This is a genomic window from Mycobacterium simiae, from assembly GCF_010727605.1.
GTDB classification, from domain to species: domain Bacteria; phylum Actinomycetota; class Actinomycetes; order Mycobacteriales; family Mycobacteriaceae; genus Mycobacterium; species Mycobacterium simiae.
Map to the genome: position 1 here is coordinate 4,359,950 of NZ_AP022568.1, position 16,257 is coordinate 4,376,206.

Sequence of the window (16,257 nt, forward strand, 5' to 3'; positions counted from 1 at the left end):
GGCTGACGGCGTTGACCCGGATCGACTTCGATTCACTTAATCCTGAGGACATTCTGGCGATAGCTGCTGAAGGGGCTGGCTGGCTCATGACTTGCGTCGTCCGCACTATGTCGTGGTGATTCAAAGCGGGCGCGGTGACGGCGACGCCGGCATCGTCGCTGCGGGCCGCGCCGTTGAGAACCTGCACAGTCCTTCCTCAGAGCCCGTCGCAACGCTCAATGTCCGCCTGAACTCGGCCCGTCTCTGAGGGGCGTCTGACTATTACGAGCTCGGCTTCTACCACCTAGTCGATGCGGCGCATACCGCCGGCGTCGTCGATGAGTGCCTCCGCCAATGGCTGGGGCCGTTGATCGATTACGACGCCGCCAAGAACTCCGATCTGGTACAAACCTTGAGCCATTATGTCGAGTGCGGTGGTAACTACGACGAATCGGCTGCCGCTTTGCATGTCCACCGCAGCACGTTGCGCTATAGGCTCGGCTGCATCACGGCCCTGACGGGTTTAGACCTTCGCGGATGTCGATACTCGCTTCAACCTGCATGCCGCTACCCGGGGCGTGGCGCTTCCTCGGCGCGAGTGTGTGATCGCGGGGCGGTCGAAAGCCAATGCTTGGCTTGACTATTCAGCGAGTCGGGCGCATTGTCTGGTGGCTGTGTTCACCGATTTGGTGTAGTTTGAGGTCAGTTCGGCGGTGACTATAGACGCGGCCCAAAGCATTAGTGACACGACGGCAGGGACAGAAATCGCCATCGGGAATAACGTCGTAGACCCTCGATTCAGCTCTGCGGAGACTGTTTGAAGGCGGGACGAGGCCGGGACTGCGGCTGTTGGGCACAGTGGTAACTGAGAAGTGACGGGACGCTCCGCCGCTGCGGCAACGTTCTCCGCTTTTCGGTAAACGACAACGGAAAGGGAGCAACCATGGCGACAAAGGCTTTGCTGGTGCGGCTCGAGGCCAAGCCGGGCAAGGAGGACGCGGTCGAGGAGTTTCTTCTATCGGCGCTGCCCCTCGTCGAGCAAGAACCAGGCACGAGGCCATGGCTTGCGGTTCGGTTCAGTCCGTCGGCATTCGGCATCATCGACGCCTTCACCGACGAGGCGGCACGAGAGGCACATCTTGGCGGCCCAGTTGCAAAGGCCCTCGCGGAGAAGGCCGACGAGCTGTTCGCCTCGCCACCCGCCATCAGCAAGTTGGACGTTCTCGCCGACAAGCTCTGAGGCCCGCGACCCCAATGAACACGAATAGTGCGCGCGCCTTGATAGAGTCCCGCTTACCGGTCTGATTGCTCTCGGCCACAACGCTTTCCAGCGTTTCATCGCCGTGGACTTCGCGGACTTCGGTGTTGAGAAGTAGCTGACGAATCTCGTCGGCCTCCTCTAGCTTGTCGAATTCGCGCATTCGCTCTTGCATGCCTTTGGTGATCGGAAGGTCCTGCGCCACAATGACGTCGCGGCCGTTCGACTTTGCCGAGGTGCGCCCCGAGATGGCAATGTCATCGATCTGCTCATCGACAAACTCTCGGAAGCGACGGACGTCGTTCCGATCGATCTTGATGTTTGCAACCGAGCGAAAGAACCGTTCGAATACCGGGAGACCCGACGGATGGGTCACTTGATACCTCCGTCCAGAAACAACGACTCGCCAAGCAGACCAACGCTCAACATTGGCAGTGTCGTGGTTGCCGGCGAACCGGACTCGCAGGCGCAATTTCGTCGGGTCGGTTCGGCCTGACAGGTCAAGAGGCGCCCAGGAATCGGTGACAGCTGGCCGATTTTCCGGTTGACCCGGATTTTTTGGGTTACCCCGGCTATGGCGCTGAGCCGTGCACGGCGCCGGCCCGCCGTCCAGTCGCATGCTTGCTCGCGGCGCGTTCGATGCACGAAGGGACAGTGATGCCATGGGCGACGACGGCGAAAGCTCGGCACAGCGCGCGGGCCCGCGCTCCGAGGGCAACCTCGAGCTGTTCTTTGATCTGGTGTTCACCTTCGCCATGTCGCAGGTCACGCAACTTGTGCTGCACGATCTTTCGCCGACGGGTTTCGGCCGCGCCGCGCTGGCGCTGCTTGCGGTGTGGTGGGCCTGGGTGGGCTACACGTGGCTCATCAACACGTTCGACACGGCCAACGTGTGGCATGAAGTGGTAGTCATTGCCGCGATGGCCGCGATGCTGGTCGCCGCCGCGGCGCTCCCCGCCGCATTTGCGTCGGGCGCGTTGGTCTTCGGCATCGCGCTGCTGGTGGTTCGGTCGATCCAGGTGGTGAAGTTCGTCGCCCTTTCTGCGCACGAGGACGTCGCTTTGCGGAAGGGCACCCGTCGAATAGCGCCGGCGTTCGTCGCCGCGCCCGCCTGCATCGTGGCCGCCGCCTTCGTCGACTCGCCCGGCCGCGAGCTGCTGTGGGTTGCTGCGGCGGTCATCGACTACGGCGCACCGGCTGTGCTCGGCCTCGGCGGGTTTCGTGTCTCACCGTCCTACTTCGTTTCGCGCCACGGCTCGATCATCATCATCGCGCTCGGCGAGGTGGTCGTGGAATTGGGCGGAGCGGCAAGGGATCTCGGCCGGTGGGAGACCATTGCTGCGTTGCTGTTGGGGGTGGCCGTGATGGCCACGTTCTGGTGGACGTACTTCGGTGTGACGTCCGGAGCGCGGCAACGGATGGAGCGGGCCACCGGTACCGAACGGGCTCATCTTGCCCGTGATGCCTACAGCTACCTGCACCTACCCCTGGTCGCCGGCATCATGCTGTTCGCCGTGGGGGCGCACGCCACCATCGAGCACGCCACTCACCGGCTGCCGTTGCTGTCCGCGATCGCACTGGCCGGCGGGATGGCGTTGTTCTACCTCGCTGATGTCGCCTACCGATGGCGTGACCACCGGCAGGCCCCGGTCGACCGCGCGGTTACCGGAGTGGCCGCGGCGGCGGTCCTGCCTGCGTTGCTGCACCTGCCCGCCCTCGCAGCGCTCGGCCTGCTCGCCGGCATCGGGGTTTGCCGGTTGGTCTGGGAATTGCGGCGGCGCCCGCGGATCGGGCCGGCCTTGGCAGGACAGGCGCGTTGAGGAATGCGCTCACGAACTGGTAATTCCATTGCGCGCGCTGCAATTAGCCGGCGCGAAGGTGGATATCGTGTCGCTGCGGCGCGGCCGCATCCGCGGAGTGAATCTGCACATGCCGGCCAGCCGGATCGGCGTCGACAAGGTGGTCACCGAGGCGGACCCTGACGCGTACGACGGACTGCTGCTTCCGGGTGGCTTCATCAACCCCGATCTGCTACGGCAGTCGGCGCCGGCTCGCGATTTTGTCCGCGCGTTCGACCACGCTGCCAAGCCAATCGCCACGTTGTGTCACGGTCCGTGGCTGCTTGCGTCGGCGGGAATGCTCACCGGGCGCACCCTGACCTCGTGGCCGGGCATCCGCGACGACTTGGTGAACGCCGGCGCCACCTGGCTTGACCGTGAGCTCGTGCATGACCGCAACCTCCTGACGAGTCGCGGGCCGCAGGACATGAGGGCGTTCCTGCCGGCGATCCTCGACATCTTCGCCGACTCGACGGATGAATCGCCGACGGTCACGAACCACAACGGCTCGGATCCGCAGCTTGACACGCCGCTCGGCTGGGCCGTGGCCGCCTTGCGCTGGTCACCGAAGCCCTCGGCGGCGGCACTGGCCAGCGCGGCCGCGGCGGCACTGGCGTCGCCCCTACGGAGACGGGTCTCGCTTAAGAACTAGCTGGGACTCGCCAGCCACGGCGGCGCCTCGTCAGTTCCCGATGGGCGGCTTGGGCTCGCCCAGCACGGGCGGGTACGGGCCCTCGCTGGCCTCCGGCCGCACCGGTGCGTCGTCCTCGGCGGCGGCGGCATCGTTGTCGGTGTCGTCGTCCTCATTGGGTCGGATCATCGGCATCTCCTTTTTTGATGCCTAGCCCATACCCCCGGTCGACGATCGCAACCGCTTCGGAGCCCGCCGGGGCGGTGAATCCCGCAAATACGTTTCGAAGTGCGCCGTCAGGGTTTCGAACCCCGGACCCGCTGATTAAGAGTCAGCTGCTCTACCAACTGAGCTAACGGCGCTTGGGCGGTCGCAACCGCGTCCGCGACAATAACAAACATTCTAACCTAGGGCGAAATCGCCGCTTGGGCCCAGCGCGGGCCACGGGCGTCCGCGAATCGGCCACGCGATCGATGTGCGTCTCAAATAGATTGTGACACAAGCACTTTCAGAACAGAGTGCCGCAAAACGGCGCCCGCTGGGTGCCGAACGCGGCATCCAGCTCGGCCAACGCGCCAGCGCGGAGCTCGGTGAGGCGGCCGGCCCGTGTCAGCTGCGACGGCCGGTGGGCGCCCATGTAGATCGTCGCCAGATCGGCCAGGCCGATCTTTGCGTCCGGAGGCCCGTCGTGCGGCGTGCACTTGCCGACTCCGTCGCGTACCTGCAGCTCGAAGCGGCCGCCCGCGAGGCCCAGGGGGTCCGCGACCTCGAGAATCATGTCGATGTCGGCGGAGTACTCGCGTGCGCCGAGCACCTCGGGCACGTCGTTGATCCGCACCCACAGGAAATCCCGTTTGCCCTCCGGGTGCGAGGCGCGCTGGTCGCGGAGTTTCAGCGGTAGCGGATCATCGACCGGCACGTCTATGTCGATCTCGTGGAACATCTCCAACACCAGCAGCGTCTGCAGCAGCTCGCTGTGGGCGTCGTCGGTGATCGCGCAGAAATCCACGACAACCACCTTGCCCAGCGGCGGCCGGAAGCCGTGGTTCTTCTCGCCGATGACGCGGTAGGACAGGAAGCCGTCCGGATGAATGGTGTAATTCAGCGCCGATCCGTTGCCCCGCTCGGTCGTCCTGTCTTCGAGGAAGTCGTCCCACCACTCGGCGCTCCGTTCGACCGCCCCGCTCGTTACGGCACGCCACCGCTCATAGATCTCCGGCAGATGGCGGGCGGCCTGGGCGGCATCGACCTCACGGGCCCGAATGGTGCCCGGCTTGTCCCGCAGCTTGGCGAAGCGGCGGTCGACGCAATAAGTCTGGCTGTAGCTGGACACGCCGGCGCCGAACCCGTCGTACATCGCGGTTTGGGTGGGCACACCACAGACGATCGGATAGCCGCGCTCCATCAATATTCCGAGCCCCTGCGCGCTGAGCTGGCCCCAGATCCCCGTGCCCTGATGTGTCGACGCGACGGTGATCATTGTCAGCCACGCGGCCCGCAGGCTCGCGCCGCCCGGGACCGTGAGCCGGGTGCGGTAGATGATCGACGTCCCCACCAAAAATGGCTGTTGCGCATCGGAAACGTCTTCGGCGACCAGGATGTCCTCGAGTTCGACCCGGCGTCGCCATGCCTCGATGCCGCGTGGATCTACCGGATCCCCAAAAATGCGAGCCTGATTCGCGTAAACGGCCGCCCAATCGTCTTCGGATGGGTGCCTGATATTGATGGCGTTGTCCGTCGTGTTCATCGCTCATCCAATTCGGTTGTAGCCCAAGCAAATCAGCGCTTTCCGCACCGAATCCGCCAAAGCCCGCGGGCAAAAATGCTGCCTAATCCCGATACCCGTGGATCGGATCGCCAAACGTCGCGGCCGACCAGCGATTTCCTTGCGCGGGGAGTCAGATCGGCCGAGACGGGTACAGCGATATGTCGGAGGGAAAGCACCGGGAAGGACGCGAGATGCTGTATGCCATCACGCGGCTGGCCATCGCCGCACCGCGCCGCATCATTGCCGTCGCCGCCCTGATCCTGGTCGGGGCGGCGATTTTTGGCGTCCCCGTCATCAACAACCTGTCCGGCGGCGGCTTCCAAAGCCCGACGTCGGAGTCGGCGCGGGCGACCGAGGTGCTGCGGGACAAGTTCGGCCAGACCGATCAGCAGATGCTTATCGTGGTGACCGCGCCGGCCGGCGCCCGCAGCGAGCAAGCCCGCCTCGTCGGCACCGACATCGTCGAGCAGCTGCAGCGATCGCCGTGGGTGCTCAATGTGTCGTCGGCCTGGACGTCACCCCCGGCGGCCGCGGCGCAACTGGTCAGCAAGGACGGTACGTCCGCGATGATCGTGGCCGGTCTCAAAGGTGGCGAGAACGACGCCCAGAATTACGCCAGCGCGCTCAGCCACCAGCTGGTTTATGACCGCGACGGCGTCACCGTGCGCGCCGGTGGCATGGCCGTGGCGTATGCCCAGATCAACCATCAAAACGAGCGGGACCTCTTGCTGATGGAGTCCCTGGCGATTCCGTTGAGCTTCGCGGTCTTGGTGTGGGTGCTCGGCGGGGTGGTGGCGGCGGTGCTGCCGATTGCGATGGGCGCATTGGCGATTGTGGGCACCATGTCGGTGCTGCGGCTGATCACGTTCGCGACCGACGTATCGACGTATGCGTTGGATCTCAGTGTCGCAATGGGGCTGGCGCTGGCGATCGACTACAACCTGCTGATCATCAGTCGATATCGCGAGGAGCTGGCCCGGGCGCAGGAACGCGACCAGGACCTGTTGCGGATGATGGCTCGCGACCAGGCGCTGATGCGGACCATGGCAACGGCTGGGCGAACGGTACTGTTTTCGGCTACCACGGTCGGGTTGTCCATGTCGGTGATGGCACTGTTCCCGATGTATTTCCTGAAGTCCTCGGCCTACACGATCGTGGTGACCGCGGTGATCGTCGCGCTGGCCACCGTCGTGGTCACTCCGGCTGCCATCACGCTGCTGGGTCCGCGGCTGGACGCGCTCGACGTTTCTCGCGTCGTGCGCCGTGCGCTGTTCGGCGTGCGGGCCACCACCAAATCGTGGCGCGACCATGCGCATACGCCCGTCGAGTCGCTGCTCTGGTATCGATCGACGAAGTTCGTATTGCGCCACGCCGTACCGTCCGGCCTGAGCGTGGTCGCGCTGTTGCTGCTGCTCGGCGTTCCGTTCTTGGGCGTCAAGTGGGGCTTTCCCGACGAGCGGGTGCTGCCCGCAGGCGCGTCGGCGCGTCAGGTCGCCGACATGCTGGACCAGGACTTCGGCAACGGGTTAGGAACCCAGGTCACCGTGGTGGTGCCCGACGCGCGCGGGGTGAGTCCTGTCGACCTCGAGCACTACGCCGCAGCGCTGTCGCGGGTTCCGGACGTGTCCGCGGTCACCGCGCCGACGGCGACGTTCGTGGCCGGCAATCCCGTCGGACCGCCCGCAGCGCCGAGCGGGCTCGCCGGCGGCAGCGCGTTTTTGACGGTCGACACCACCGCAGCGTTGTACTCGGCTGCCTCGAACACCCAACTCGACCGACTGCACGAGGTCGCCGGCCCGGCGGGACGGTCGACGCAGATGACCGGCTTGGCGCAGATCAATCGGGACAGTGTCGACGCGATCACGGCGCGGTTGCCCAGCGTGTTCGTGTTGATTGCCGTCATCACGTTCGCGTTGCTGTTCTTGCTCACCGGCAGCGCCGTGTTGCCGTTGCAGGCGTTGGTGTGCAACGTGTTGTCGCTGACCGCCGCCTTCGGCGCCATGGTGTGGATTTTCCAGGACGGTCATCTGCACGCGTTGGGCACGACGCCCAACGGCACGTTGAACGCCAACATTCCAGTGCTGTTGTTCTGCATAGCTTTTGGGTTGGCGATGGACTACGAGGTGTTCTTGGTCTCGCGGATCCACGAGTATTGGCTGGCCTCGGCGCCCGCACACGAGAGGCGCCCGGTCCTCGCGGAAGCACGCGCGGCCACCGACGAAAGCACGGCGTTGGGCATCGCCGGCATCGGCCGGGTGGTAACGACCGCGGCGCTGGTGATGTCGATCTCGTTTGCTGCATTGATTCCGGCGCACGTTTCGTTCATGCGGATGCTCGGCGTCGGGCTCACGCTTGCGGTCCTGGCCGACGCCACCCTGGTGCGAATGGTGTTGGTACCGGCCTCGATTCACCTCCTCGGCCGGTGGACGTGGTGGGCGCCCGGTTGGCTGGTCCGGTTGCGGAGTCGATCCGCGACCGGTGAAGATGCTACCGCCGCGGTGGGGCGGCGGCGCTGGGCCACCGATGCCTCCGAGTCGGAGCAGCATCTGATCAGCGGGTGGCCGACCACGACCACGTCCACCACCACGACCACGACCACGACCACGACCGACCGCGGTTAGGTGAATGTTGCTGTGCCCGAAGTAGATATCGCCGTACTGCTCGCGTTGGGTTCCGCGCTGTGTATCGCGCTCGGCGACGTATTGCAGCAGCGCGCGGCGCATTGCATCGAGAACCGCTCGGCCGCTCACATCGAGCTGCTTGTCAGCCTGCTTCGCAGTCCACGGTGGTGGTGGGGCGCGGCGTTGCTGGTCGCCAGCCTAGGGCTGCAAGCGGCCGCACTGCGTCACGGCTCGGTGCTGTTGGTGCAGGCGCTGCTGATGCTCTCGCTGCTGTTCGCGCTGCCGATGAACGCGAGGTTCACGCAGCACCCGGTCGGTCGTGGCGAGTGGATCTGGGCGGGGTTGTTGACCGTCGCCGTGATCACGACCGTCGTGCTGGGCAACCCGCAGACCGGTCGTATGTCCGCGCCGCTCCGGACGTGGGTCGGCGTGGCGATCGTGCTCGGACCGTTGTTGGCCGTCGCGGTTGTCGCGGGTCGACGGTGCGGCGGAGCGGTCGCCGCGCTGCTGTACGCGCTGGTTTCTGGTTCGCTGTGGGGCATTTTCGCGGTGCTTGCCAAAGAGGTCGTCGCTCAACTCGGGGGCGGCTGGTCGGTCATCCGATCGCCCGAGCTGTATGCCGCGCTCCTGGTCGCGGTAGGCGGCGTCGTGGGCAGTCAGTTCGCGTTCCGGGCCGGGCCGCTGACGGCGTCCATGCCCGCCTTACAGGTGTCCCAACCGGTGGTGGCCACGACGCTGGGTGTCGTCGTCCTCGGCGAAACCCTCAGCACCGGTTGGGCCGGGCTGATTGGCTTGGCTGCGGCGATTGTGGTGATGGCCGCAGCGGTGGTCAAACTTGCCCGGGTCGAAGCCGCCGCGGCCCGCGACGTGGCGGCGGTGACGCGGGCAGCTCACTTCGGTGAACCGGCGTGGTTTTCGGCCGCGACACCCTGCCGGGCAACCCGCCGAAGTCGGCAGTAGGCGGGCCGAAAAGCCATTACAATGCTGGCAACTAAGCAGGGTCAGCGGTGACCGGATGTAACAGAATGATGTGAAAGGTCACTCGATGGGTCCTTTGCGCAGACGACGATCGTGGCTGATTATCGCTATGATCATGTTTGCTGTCTTGGCCTCGGTTGGGGTGGCGTGTAGTAGCAGCCAGCCCGCCGCACCGGCAAAGGTCATTTTCGACAAGGGCACCCCGTTTGCTGACCTACTGGTCCCCAAGCTAACCGCCTCGGTGTCCGACGGAGCCGTCGGCGTCACCGTCGATGCGCCGGTGACGGTCAGCGTCGCCGACGGCGTGCTGGGGTCGGTCACGATGGTCAACGACAACGGCCGGACCATCGACGGCCAACTCAGCCCCGACGGGTTGCGCTGGTCCACCACCGAACAACTCGGCTACAACCGCCGCTACACACTGACCGTCAAGGCGCTCGGACTGGGCGGCGCGGCGAGCCGCCAGATGACCTTCTCGACGAGTTCGCCCGCACACCTGACGATGCCCTACGTCGCGCCGGGTGACGGCGAGGTCGTCGGGGTCGGTGAGCCGGTAGCCATCCGATTCGACGAGAACATCGCAAACCGCGCGGCGGCGCAGAAGGCGATCACAATCACCACCAACCCGCCCGTCGAGGGCGCGTTCTACTGGCTGAACAACCGCGAAGTGCGTTGGCGCCCAGAGCATTTCTGGAAGCCGGGTACGTCCGTCGATGTGGCGGTCAACACCTACGGCGTGGATCTGGGTGACGGGATGTTTGGCGAGGACAACGTCAAGACCCACTTCACCATCGGTGACGAGGTCATCTCGACCGCAGACGACACCACCAAGATGGTGACCGTGCGGGTCAACGGGGAGGTGGTGAAGACGATGCCCACGTCGATGGGCAAGGACAGCACGCCGACGGCCAATGGCGTCTACATCATCGGCGGCCGCTACCGACACATCATCATGGACTCTTCGACCTACGGCGTTCCGGTGAACTCGCCCAACGGATATCGCACCGAGGTCGACTGGGCCACCCAGATGTCCTACAGCGGCGTCTTTGTCCACTCCGCGCCGTGGTCCGTCGGTGCGCAGGGTCACACCAACACCAGCCATGGCTGCCTGAACGTGAGCCCGAGCAACGCGCAGTGGTTCTACGACCACAGCAAGAGCGGCGACATCGTCGTGGTCGTCAACACCGTCGGGCCGACCCTGCCCGGCGACGAGGGTCTGGGCGACTGGAACATTCCCTGGCCGCAGTGGAAAGCCGGCAACGCGGACACGTGACCGTGTCGTGCAGAAGCTTGTTGGGGCAGCGGATTACGCCGGACCGCGCGGTAGGCGCTTAGGCGCAGACGAAGAGGGGTTCGCAGACGACGGTAAGCGTGCAGCCCGACGCGGCGGGGGCCGTGAACGCAAGCACCAGGGCGAGGACGACTTTGCACTTCAGACCAGACATAACCACTCCGTAGCTAAGTAATCTCGCGATAATACGCCATGCAGCGACCGCAATAGATTGCTGCTGGCAAATTTTCCGGCAGGCCTACGGGTATGCCTTCACCCGGGCGGCTCGGGCATCGGCGCCGACCGGCAACGGCCTTGCGCTGCAAGGCAATCGCCGACCATGAAAAAGGTCAGAGGGCGCTCAGCCCTCTGACCTGTGGGGTGAGTGACGGGACTCGAACCCGCGACATTCAGGATCACAACCTGACGCTCTACCAACTGAACTACACCCACCATGGCTACTGCCGGCCGCAGCCTAACAAGCAGCGACTGTCGATACTAGCGGTTAGGTGGCTCGACGGCCGAATCAATTGACGCCGGTGCGTCCTGGCCATCCGTCAGATCGGTGGCGACCGCCGCAATTTCGCTGGTAGACGGGCCCGGCAGCGGCACGAACGCGGTCCGTCGATAGAACTGCAGTTCACGGATGGACTCGCGGATGTCGGCGAGGGCCCGGTGCGCCAGCCCCTTGGCCGGCTGGCCGTAGTAGATGCGGGGATACCAGCGTCGGCAGAGCTCTTTGATCGAGCTGACGTCGATCATTCGGTAGTGCAAGAAGGCGTCCAGGGCGGGCATGTCGCGGGCGATGAATGAGCGGTCGGTGGCGATCGAATTGCCGGCCAGCGGCGCCGTCTTGGGCGCTTTGACGTGCTGACCGATGTAATCGAGCACCATCGCCTCGGCGGCAGCGAGGTCGACGGTGGACGCCCGCACCTCGTCGATCAGCCCGGAGCGGGTGTGCATCTCGGTGACGACGTCGATCATCGAAGACAACGCCGCGTCGTCGGTGTGGATCACCACGTCGATGCCGTCCCCGAGAATGTTCAGGTCCGCATCGGTGACCAGGGCCGCGATCTCGATCAACTTGTCCGACTGCAGATCCAACCCGGTCATCTCGCAGTCGATCCACACCAATTCGTCGCGCACAGCGCTCAGCGTATGCCCACGTGGGGCGCTGCCCCTGCCGCACCCTGGCAAGTAGTGTGAGCCTTGCTGGACGTTGCAACTCTCGGGGGGAGAGGGCGGGGCGCAATGGGTACCGAATCGGCGGCGGGCGGGGCGGCGCAACGGATCGCCGGCGGTTACGCCGTCGAAGGTCAGGCGCTGGAACTCGGCACGGTTGTCATCGACGGCGCCGCCGACCCGACGGCGCGGATTCGCATCCCGTTGGCGACGATCAACAGGCACGGCCTGGTGGCCGGCGCGACGGGAACCGGCAAGACGAAAACCCTGCAGCTGATCGCCGAACAGCTCAGTGCCGCGGGGGTGCCGGTGTTGATGGCCGACGTGAAGGGCGATCTGTCGGGTTTGTCTCGGCCGGGAGCGGCCAACGACAAGACCGCCGCGCGCGCCCAAGACACCGGCGATGATTGGGCGGCGACGGCGTTCCCCGTCGAGTTCCTGTCGCTGGGTACCGGCGGGGCCGGTGTGCCGATCCGGGCCACCATCGCCAGCTTCGGTCCGGTGCTGCTGTCGAAGGTGCTGGGCCTCAACGCCACTCAAGAGTCCACGCTGGGGCTGATCTTCCATTGGGCCAAGGAGAACAATCGCCGGCTGATCACCCTGGACCAGCTACGGGAGGCCATCAGCCACCTGACGAGTGAGGACGGCAAGGCGGACCTGAAATCCCTTGGCGGAGTGTCGTCGACCACCGCGGGGGTCATTCTGCGGGCTTTGGTGAATCTCGAATCCGAGGGCGGCGACACGTTCTTCGGGGAACCGAAGTTCGACCCGCACGATCTGCTGCGCGTCGACGACCAGGGCCGGGGGATCATTTCCCTGCTCGAGTTCAGCGGTCAGGCGCTGCGCCCGGTCATCTTTTCCACCTTCCTGATGTGGGTGCTGGCGGACTTGTTCACCGTTTTGCCCGAGGTTGGTGACGTCGACAAGCCGACGCTGGTGTTTTTCTTCGACGAGGCGCATCTGTTGTTCACCGACGCGTCCAAGGCGTTCCTGGAACAGGTCGAGCAGACCGTCAAGCTGATCCGATCGAAGGGCGTCGGGGTGTTCTTCTGCACCCAGTTGCCCACCGACCTACCCAACGATGTGCTTTCCCAGTTGGGCGCGCGAGTCCAGCATGCCCTGCGCGCGTTCACCCCCGACGATCAGAAAGCGCTCGCCAAGACGGTCCGCACGTACCCGAAAACCGATGTCTACGACCTAGAGTCGGCGTTGACATCGCTGGGCATCGGTGAGGCGGTGGTCACCGTGCTATCCGAGCAGGGGGCACCAACGCCGGTCGCGTGGACGCGCATGCGGGTGCCGCGGTCGTTGATGGGCGCCATCGAGGCCGAAGCCATGGCTGACGCGGTAAAAGCCAGTCCGCTGCAGGAGAAATACGGTCAGACGGTGCCGCAGGCCGAACCCCCGAAAGCACCCGAAGCGCTCGAGGCGCCCGCCCCGCAGCGACGTGCCGAGCCCAACCCGCCGCCAACCGAGGTCGATATTCCGCCGATGCCGGAGCCCTACGAACCCAAAGGCCCGGCCATGTGGGAGCAGGTGCTGACGAACCCGACCGTGAAAAGCGGCATCAATACTGCGATCCGCGAAGCGGTGAAAAGCATCTTCGGCACCGGGCGGCGCGGACGCAGGTGACGGTTTGCCTTCCGGGCCTGGGCCGCGGGCCTGACGGCTCTGCCGAAATATTGTGGCGTCAGCCGCCGCCGAGCTTTTTGTAGAAGCTGCCCACGATCGGCGCCACGATCGCGCGGGGAGCATACCCACTGCCCACTGACATCGCCTTGGAGGTCAACCCGGGAACGACGCGCATCTTGTTGCGCTCCAATGCATTCAGCGATGCCCGCGCGGTGTGCTCGGTCGAGATCCACAGAAAATCCGGCACCAGCCGCTCGACCAGCGAGCGTTCTGCCTCGTCGGGCAGGTCGGTGCGGACCGGTCCGGGCGCCAGCAGTGTGACGTGCACACCCGAGCGGCGCAGTTCACCGCGCAACGATTCACTGAACGTGTTGACGAACGCCTTCGAGGCGGCGTACGTCGCGTTATAGGGAATCGGCGAATTGCCGGCCGCCGAACCGGAAATCAAGATGCCACCCGCGCCACGCTCGACCATGCCTGGCAGCACGGCCAACGTAAGGTCGTGCACCGCTACGGCATTCAGCTGCACCTGAGCCTTTTCGCCCGCGGGGTCCAGACCGGCCACCGGGCCGAACGTTCCGGTGCCCGCGTTGGCGCACAGAATCGAGATGTTGCGGCCCGACAACTCGTCGCACAGCTTGGCCCGTTCCGTGGGGTCGGCGAGGTCGGCCGCACGGACCTCCACGGTGACGCCGAACTTCTCGGTCAGCCGCGCGGCGAGGGCCTCGAGCAGTTCTTCGCGCCGGGCGGTGACGATCAAGTTGTGCCCGCGCGCGGCCAATTCGGTTGCCAGCGCTTCGCCGATGTTCTGCGAAGCGCCGGTGACAACGGCGCGCGCTTCTGGGCTGGGAGCGGGTACCGGCATGCCGCCAATCGTAGACAGCCGTCGAAGGTTGCCCGACAACGACCACAGCAGCGGCACGCCCGCACGCGCCGGACGGCGGGTTCAACAAATAGAGTGCCGGGCATGGGTCAGCCACAGCCGGGCACGAGGATCGACCGATCCCGGGTGGTGGCATGGGCGCTGTGGGACTGCGGATCCACCGGCCTGAATGCGATCGTGGCGACGTTCGTCTTCTCCGTCTACCTGACCAGCAGCGTCGGGGCGGGTCTGCCGGGCAAGACGACGCCGGAAAGTTGGCTGGGCCGAGCCGGGGCGCTGGCCGGACTGACGGTCGCGGTGCTGGCGCCGCTGGTCGGCGTGTGGGTGGAGTCGCCGCATCGCCGCCGGGTCGTGCTCAGTGTGCTGACCGGACTGGCGGTCACGTTGACCGGTGCGATGTTTTTGATCCAGGACCGTCCCGGCTACCTGTGGGCCGGTTTGGCGTTGCTGGGCGCGACCGCCGCCTGTGGTGATTTGGCCAGCGTGCCGTATAACGCCATGCTGCGGCAGCTCTCGACGCCGCAGACGGCCGGCCGGATCTCCGGCTTGGGGTGGGCCTCCGGTTACCTCGGCAGTGTGCTGCTGCTGTTGCTGATCTACACGGGCTTCATCGCCGGCTCCGGATCGGGGTCCGGCGCGGTACGCGGGCTGCTGCACGTGCCCGTCGCCGACGGCCTCTACGTCCGGGAGGCGATGCTGGCGGCGGCGGCATGGCTGGCAGTGCTGGCCCTACCCCTGCTCCTGGTCGCGCATCGGCTGCCCGACACCGGCGAGGTGTACCAACCGACGACGATGCTGGGCGGTTACCGCAAGCTCTGGAGCGAGATCTCCGCGGAATGGAAGCGCGACCGCAACCTGGTCTACTTTCTGGGTGCCAGCGCGCTGTTCCGGGACGGCCTGGCGGCGATCTTTGCATTCGGGGCGGTGCTGGGCGTCAATGTGTACGGCATCTCGCAGGCCAACGTGCTGATCTTCGGTGTCGCGGCCAGCGTGGTGGCCGCGGTCGGCGCGGTCGCCGGCGGGTTCGCCGATCACCGGCTCGGATCAAAACCGGTCATCGTCGGGTCGCTGGTCGCGATCATCGCGATGGCGCTCACCATGATGGCGCTGTCCGGCCCGATCGCCTTCTGGGTGTGCGGGTTGGCACTCTGCCTGTTCATCGGGCCGTCGCAGTCCTCAGCGCGAGCCCTGCTGTTACAGATGGCGCACAACGGCCGGGAAGGGGTGGCATTCGGCCTGTACACGATGACAGGCCGGGCGGTCGCCTTCGTGGCGCCGTGGCTGTTCTCGGTTTTCGTCGACATCTTCGGCGCGGTGCGCGCCGGGCTGGGCGGGATCTCGCTGGTGCTGATCGCCGGATTGCTCGCGATGCTGGCGGTCCGGGTGCCCGCCCGCCACGTGGTGGTCGACCAGCTCTAGCGAGCGGCGGCGTCGCAGACGGTGATACCCGCGCCGACGCGCTGGCGCACCTGAACCCCGTCGACGGTGACCGTGCAGGTGACGTTGTGGCCGATGTTGATGATCGTGACGCTGGCCGGATGCGCTGCCGATTGAGACAGGCTGACCTGCTTGCTCCAGGGCAGCGCGACATTGAATTCGGTCTGGATCACGTCACCGGTGTCCCAGTAGGTGACGCTGATCGCCCGGCCTTCGCCGCTGACGTCGTAGATGACGTTTTGCATCGCGCCGGGGGTGGCCGACGGACCGGCCGAGCCGCTCGGTGGCGGCGCCGGCACCACGGTTCGCGGTGAGGTCCGCGTCGAGGGCGTGGGTGTCGGGCTCGGTGCGCTCGATCCGGGCATGGCCGGCAGCGGCGGTACGGCCGTTTGAGTCCTGATCGCGCCGTTGGTGAGGACCAGCGCGATCAACAACGCGACGACAAGCAACACGGCCGCGCCCGCGCCGATGAGCAACCAGCGTGGGGATCGCGGCCCTTCCGGTGCTGGGGGAGGTGTGCCCTCGGGTGGCATGCCCCCGGGCGGCGGTTGATCTTGCTGCCAGTACGCCGGCAGTTCTTGGGTGGGGTTGGTCTCGTCGTGACGGGACGCCCAGTGCGGCGGGTAGCCGCCGTAGCTGGGTGGGTAGGGCGCTTGGTCGGCATAGGCCGGATCCGCGAGTGGCGCATTCCGCGGACCAATCGGCCCGGTCGGTTGGGACCACACGTCGGGGCGACCATACCGGTCGGGTCGACGTGGATCGTTCATGTCCACCTCACAA

Annotated in this window: 15 protein-coding genes and 2 tRNA genes; 9 read left to right on the top strand and 8 right to left on the bottom strand. The window is 65.9% G+C overall.

Going from position 1 to position 16,257, the window contains the following annotated elements:
* The first annotated feature begins 391 nt into the window (after window positions 1-391).
* Both G6N33_RS20420 and G6N33_RS20425 read left to right on the top strand, forming a co-directional pair.
* On the top strand, window positions 392-619 hold the full coding sequence (locus G6N33_RS20420; RefSeq protein WP_231382659.1) for a helix-turn-helix domain-containing protein: 228 nt from the start codon (window positions 392-394) through the stop codon (window positions 617-619).
* 303 nt (window positions 620-922) lie between these two features.
* Window positions 923-1,219: a putative quinol monooxygenase gene (locus G6N33_RS20425; RefSeq protein WP_044507160.1), complete on the top strand. Its 297-nt coding sequence runs from the start codon at window positions 923-925 to the stop codon at window positions 1,217-1,219.
* Here G6N33_RS20425 and G6N33_RS20430 read toward each other — a convergent pair.
* Window positions 1,185-1,613, bottom strand: coding sequence for a DUF1931 family protein (locus tag G6N33_RS20430; RefSeq protein ID WP_044507159.1), 429 nt, complete (start codon window positions 1,611-1,613; stop codon window positions 1,185-1,187). The genes G6N33_RS20425 and G6N33_RS20430 overlap by 35 nt on opposite strands.
* Window positions 1,614-1,899: 286 nt before the next feature.
* Here G6N33_RS20430 and G6N33_RS20435 point away from each other — a divergent pair, with 286 nt between their 5' ends.
* Window positions 1,900-3,057 carry a low temperature requirement protein A gene (locus G6N33_RS20435; RefSeq protein WP_044507158.1) on the top strand — a complete coding sequence of 386 codons (1,158 nt, stop codon included), beginning with the start codon at window positions 1,900-1,902 and terminating at the stop codon, window positions 3,055-3,057.
* Window positions 3,058-3,124: 67 nt separating this feature from the next.
* Window positions 3,125-3,727 carry a DJ-1/PfpI family protein gene (locus tag G6N33_RS20440; protein ID WP_231382435.1) on the top strand — a complete coding sequence of 201 codons (603 nt, stop codon included), beginning with the start codon at window positions 3,125-3,127 and terminating at the stop codon, window positions 3,725-3,727.
* Window positions 3,728-3,757: 30 nt separating this feature from the next.
* Here G6N33_RS20440 and G6N33_RS20445 read toward each other — a convergent pair whose 3' ends face one another.
* The 3 genes from G6N33_RS20445 to G6N33_RS20455 all read right to left on the bottom strand — a co-directional run bounded on the left by G6N33_RS20445 (window position 3,758) and on the right by G6N33_RS20455 (window position 5,453).
* Complete coding sequence (locus tag G6N33_RS20445; RefSeq protein WP_155945898.1) at window positions 3,758-3,895, bottom strand: hypothetical protein; 138 nt, start codon at window positions 3,893-3,895, stop codon at window positions 3,758-3,760.
* A gap of 100 nt (window positions 3,896-3,995) precedes the next feature.
* Window positions 3,996-4,068: transfer RNA gene (locus G6N33_RS20450), tRNA-Lys, on the bottom strand.
* Window positions 4,069-4,214: 146 nt separating this feature from the next.
* Window positions 4,215-5,453 (bottom strand): GNAT family N-acetyltransferase, encoded by a 1,239-nt coding sequence (locus G6N33_RS20455; protein WP_044507157.1) that lies wholly within the window; start codon window positions 5,451-5,453, stop codon window positions 4,215-4,217.
* Between the two features lie 212 nt (window positions 5,454-5,665).
* On the opposite strand from G6N33_RS20455, the gene G6N33_RS20460 reads away from it, so the two are divergent.
* From G6N33_RS20460 to G6N33_RS20470, 3 genes are all read left to right on the top strand, one after another.
* Window positions 5,666-8,095 carry an MMPL family transporter gene (locus G6N33_RS20460; RefSeq protein ID WP_101528572.1) on the top strand — a complete coding sequence of 810 codons (2,430 nt, stop codon included), beginning with the start codon at window positions 5,666-5,668 and terminating at the stop codon, window positions 8,093-8,095.
* Between the two features lie 12 nt (window positions 8,096-8,107).
* A complete protein-coding gene (locus G6N33_RS20465) occupies window positions 8,108-9,055 on the top strand; it encodes a DMT family transporter (protein WP_170310409.1) in 948 nt (315 codons plus the stop codon).
* An 85-nt stretch (window positions 9,056-9,140) separates the two neighbouring features.
* Window positions 9,141-10,346, top strand: a complete 1,206-nt coding sequence (locus tag G6N33_RS20470) for a L,D-transpeptidase (protein ID WP_081662030.1) — start codon at window positions 9,141-9,143, stop codon at window positions 10,344-10,346.
* A gap of 374 nt (window positions 10,347-10,720) precedes the next feature.
* Here the strand turns inward: G6N33_RS20470 and G6N33_RS20475 are convergent.
* A tRNA-His gene (locus tag G6N33_RS20475) sits at window positions 10,721-10,796 on the bottom strand.
* Between the two features lie 45 nt (window positions 10,797-10,841).
* The gene (gene orn / locus G6N33_RS20480; RefSeq protein WP_044507153.1) at window positions 10,842-11,489 is read right to left on the bottom strand and encodes an oligoribonuclease; all 648 of its coding nucleotides are present in this window, start codon (window positions 11,487-11,489) and stop codon (window positions 10,842-10,844) included.
* A gap of 105 nt (window positions 11,490-11,594) precedes the next feature.
* On the opposite strand from orn, the gene G6N33_RS20485 reads away from it, so the two are divergent.
* Entirely contained in the window at window positions 11,595-13,157 is a 1,563-nt protein-coding gene (locus tag G6N33_RS20485) for a helicase HerA-like domain-containing protein (protein WP_044507152.1), read from the top strand.
* 58 nt (window positions 13,158-13,215) lie between these two features.
* Here G6N33_RS20485 and cmrA read toward each other — a convergent pair whose 3' ends face one another.
* Entirely contained in the window at window positions 13,216-14,022 is an 807-nt protein-coding gene (gene cmrA / locus G6N33_RS20490) for a mycolate reductase (protein WP_044512122.1), read from the bottom strand.
* 102 nt (window positions 14,023-14,124) lie between these two features.
* On the opposite strand from cmrA, the gene G6N33_RS20495 reads away from it, so the two are divergent.
* Complete coding sequence (locus G6N33_RS20495) at window positions 14,125-15,459, top strand: MFS transporter (protein WP_044507150.1); 1,335 nt, start codon at window positions 14,125-14,127, stop codon at window positions 15,457-15,459.
* Here G6N33_RS20495 and G6N33_RS20500 read toward each other — a convergent pair.
* A complete protein-coding gene (locus G6N33_RS20500) occupies window positions 15,456-16,244 on the bottom strand; it encodes an MmpS family transport accessory protein (RefSeq protein WP_044507148.1) in 789 nt (262 codons plus the stop codon). The two genes, G6N33_RS20495 and G6N33_RS20500, sit on opposite strands and share 4 nt — an antisense overlap.
* Between the last annotated feature and the right edge of the window lie 13 nt (window positions 16,245-16,257).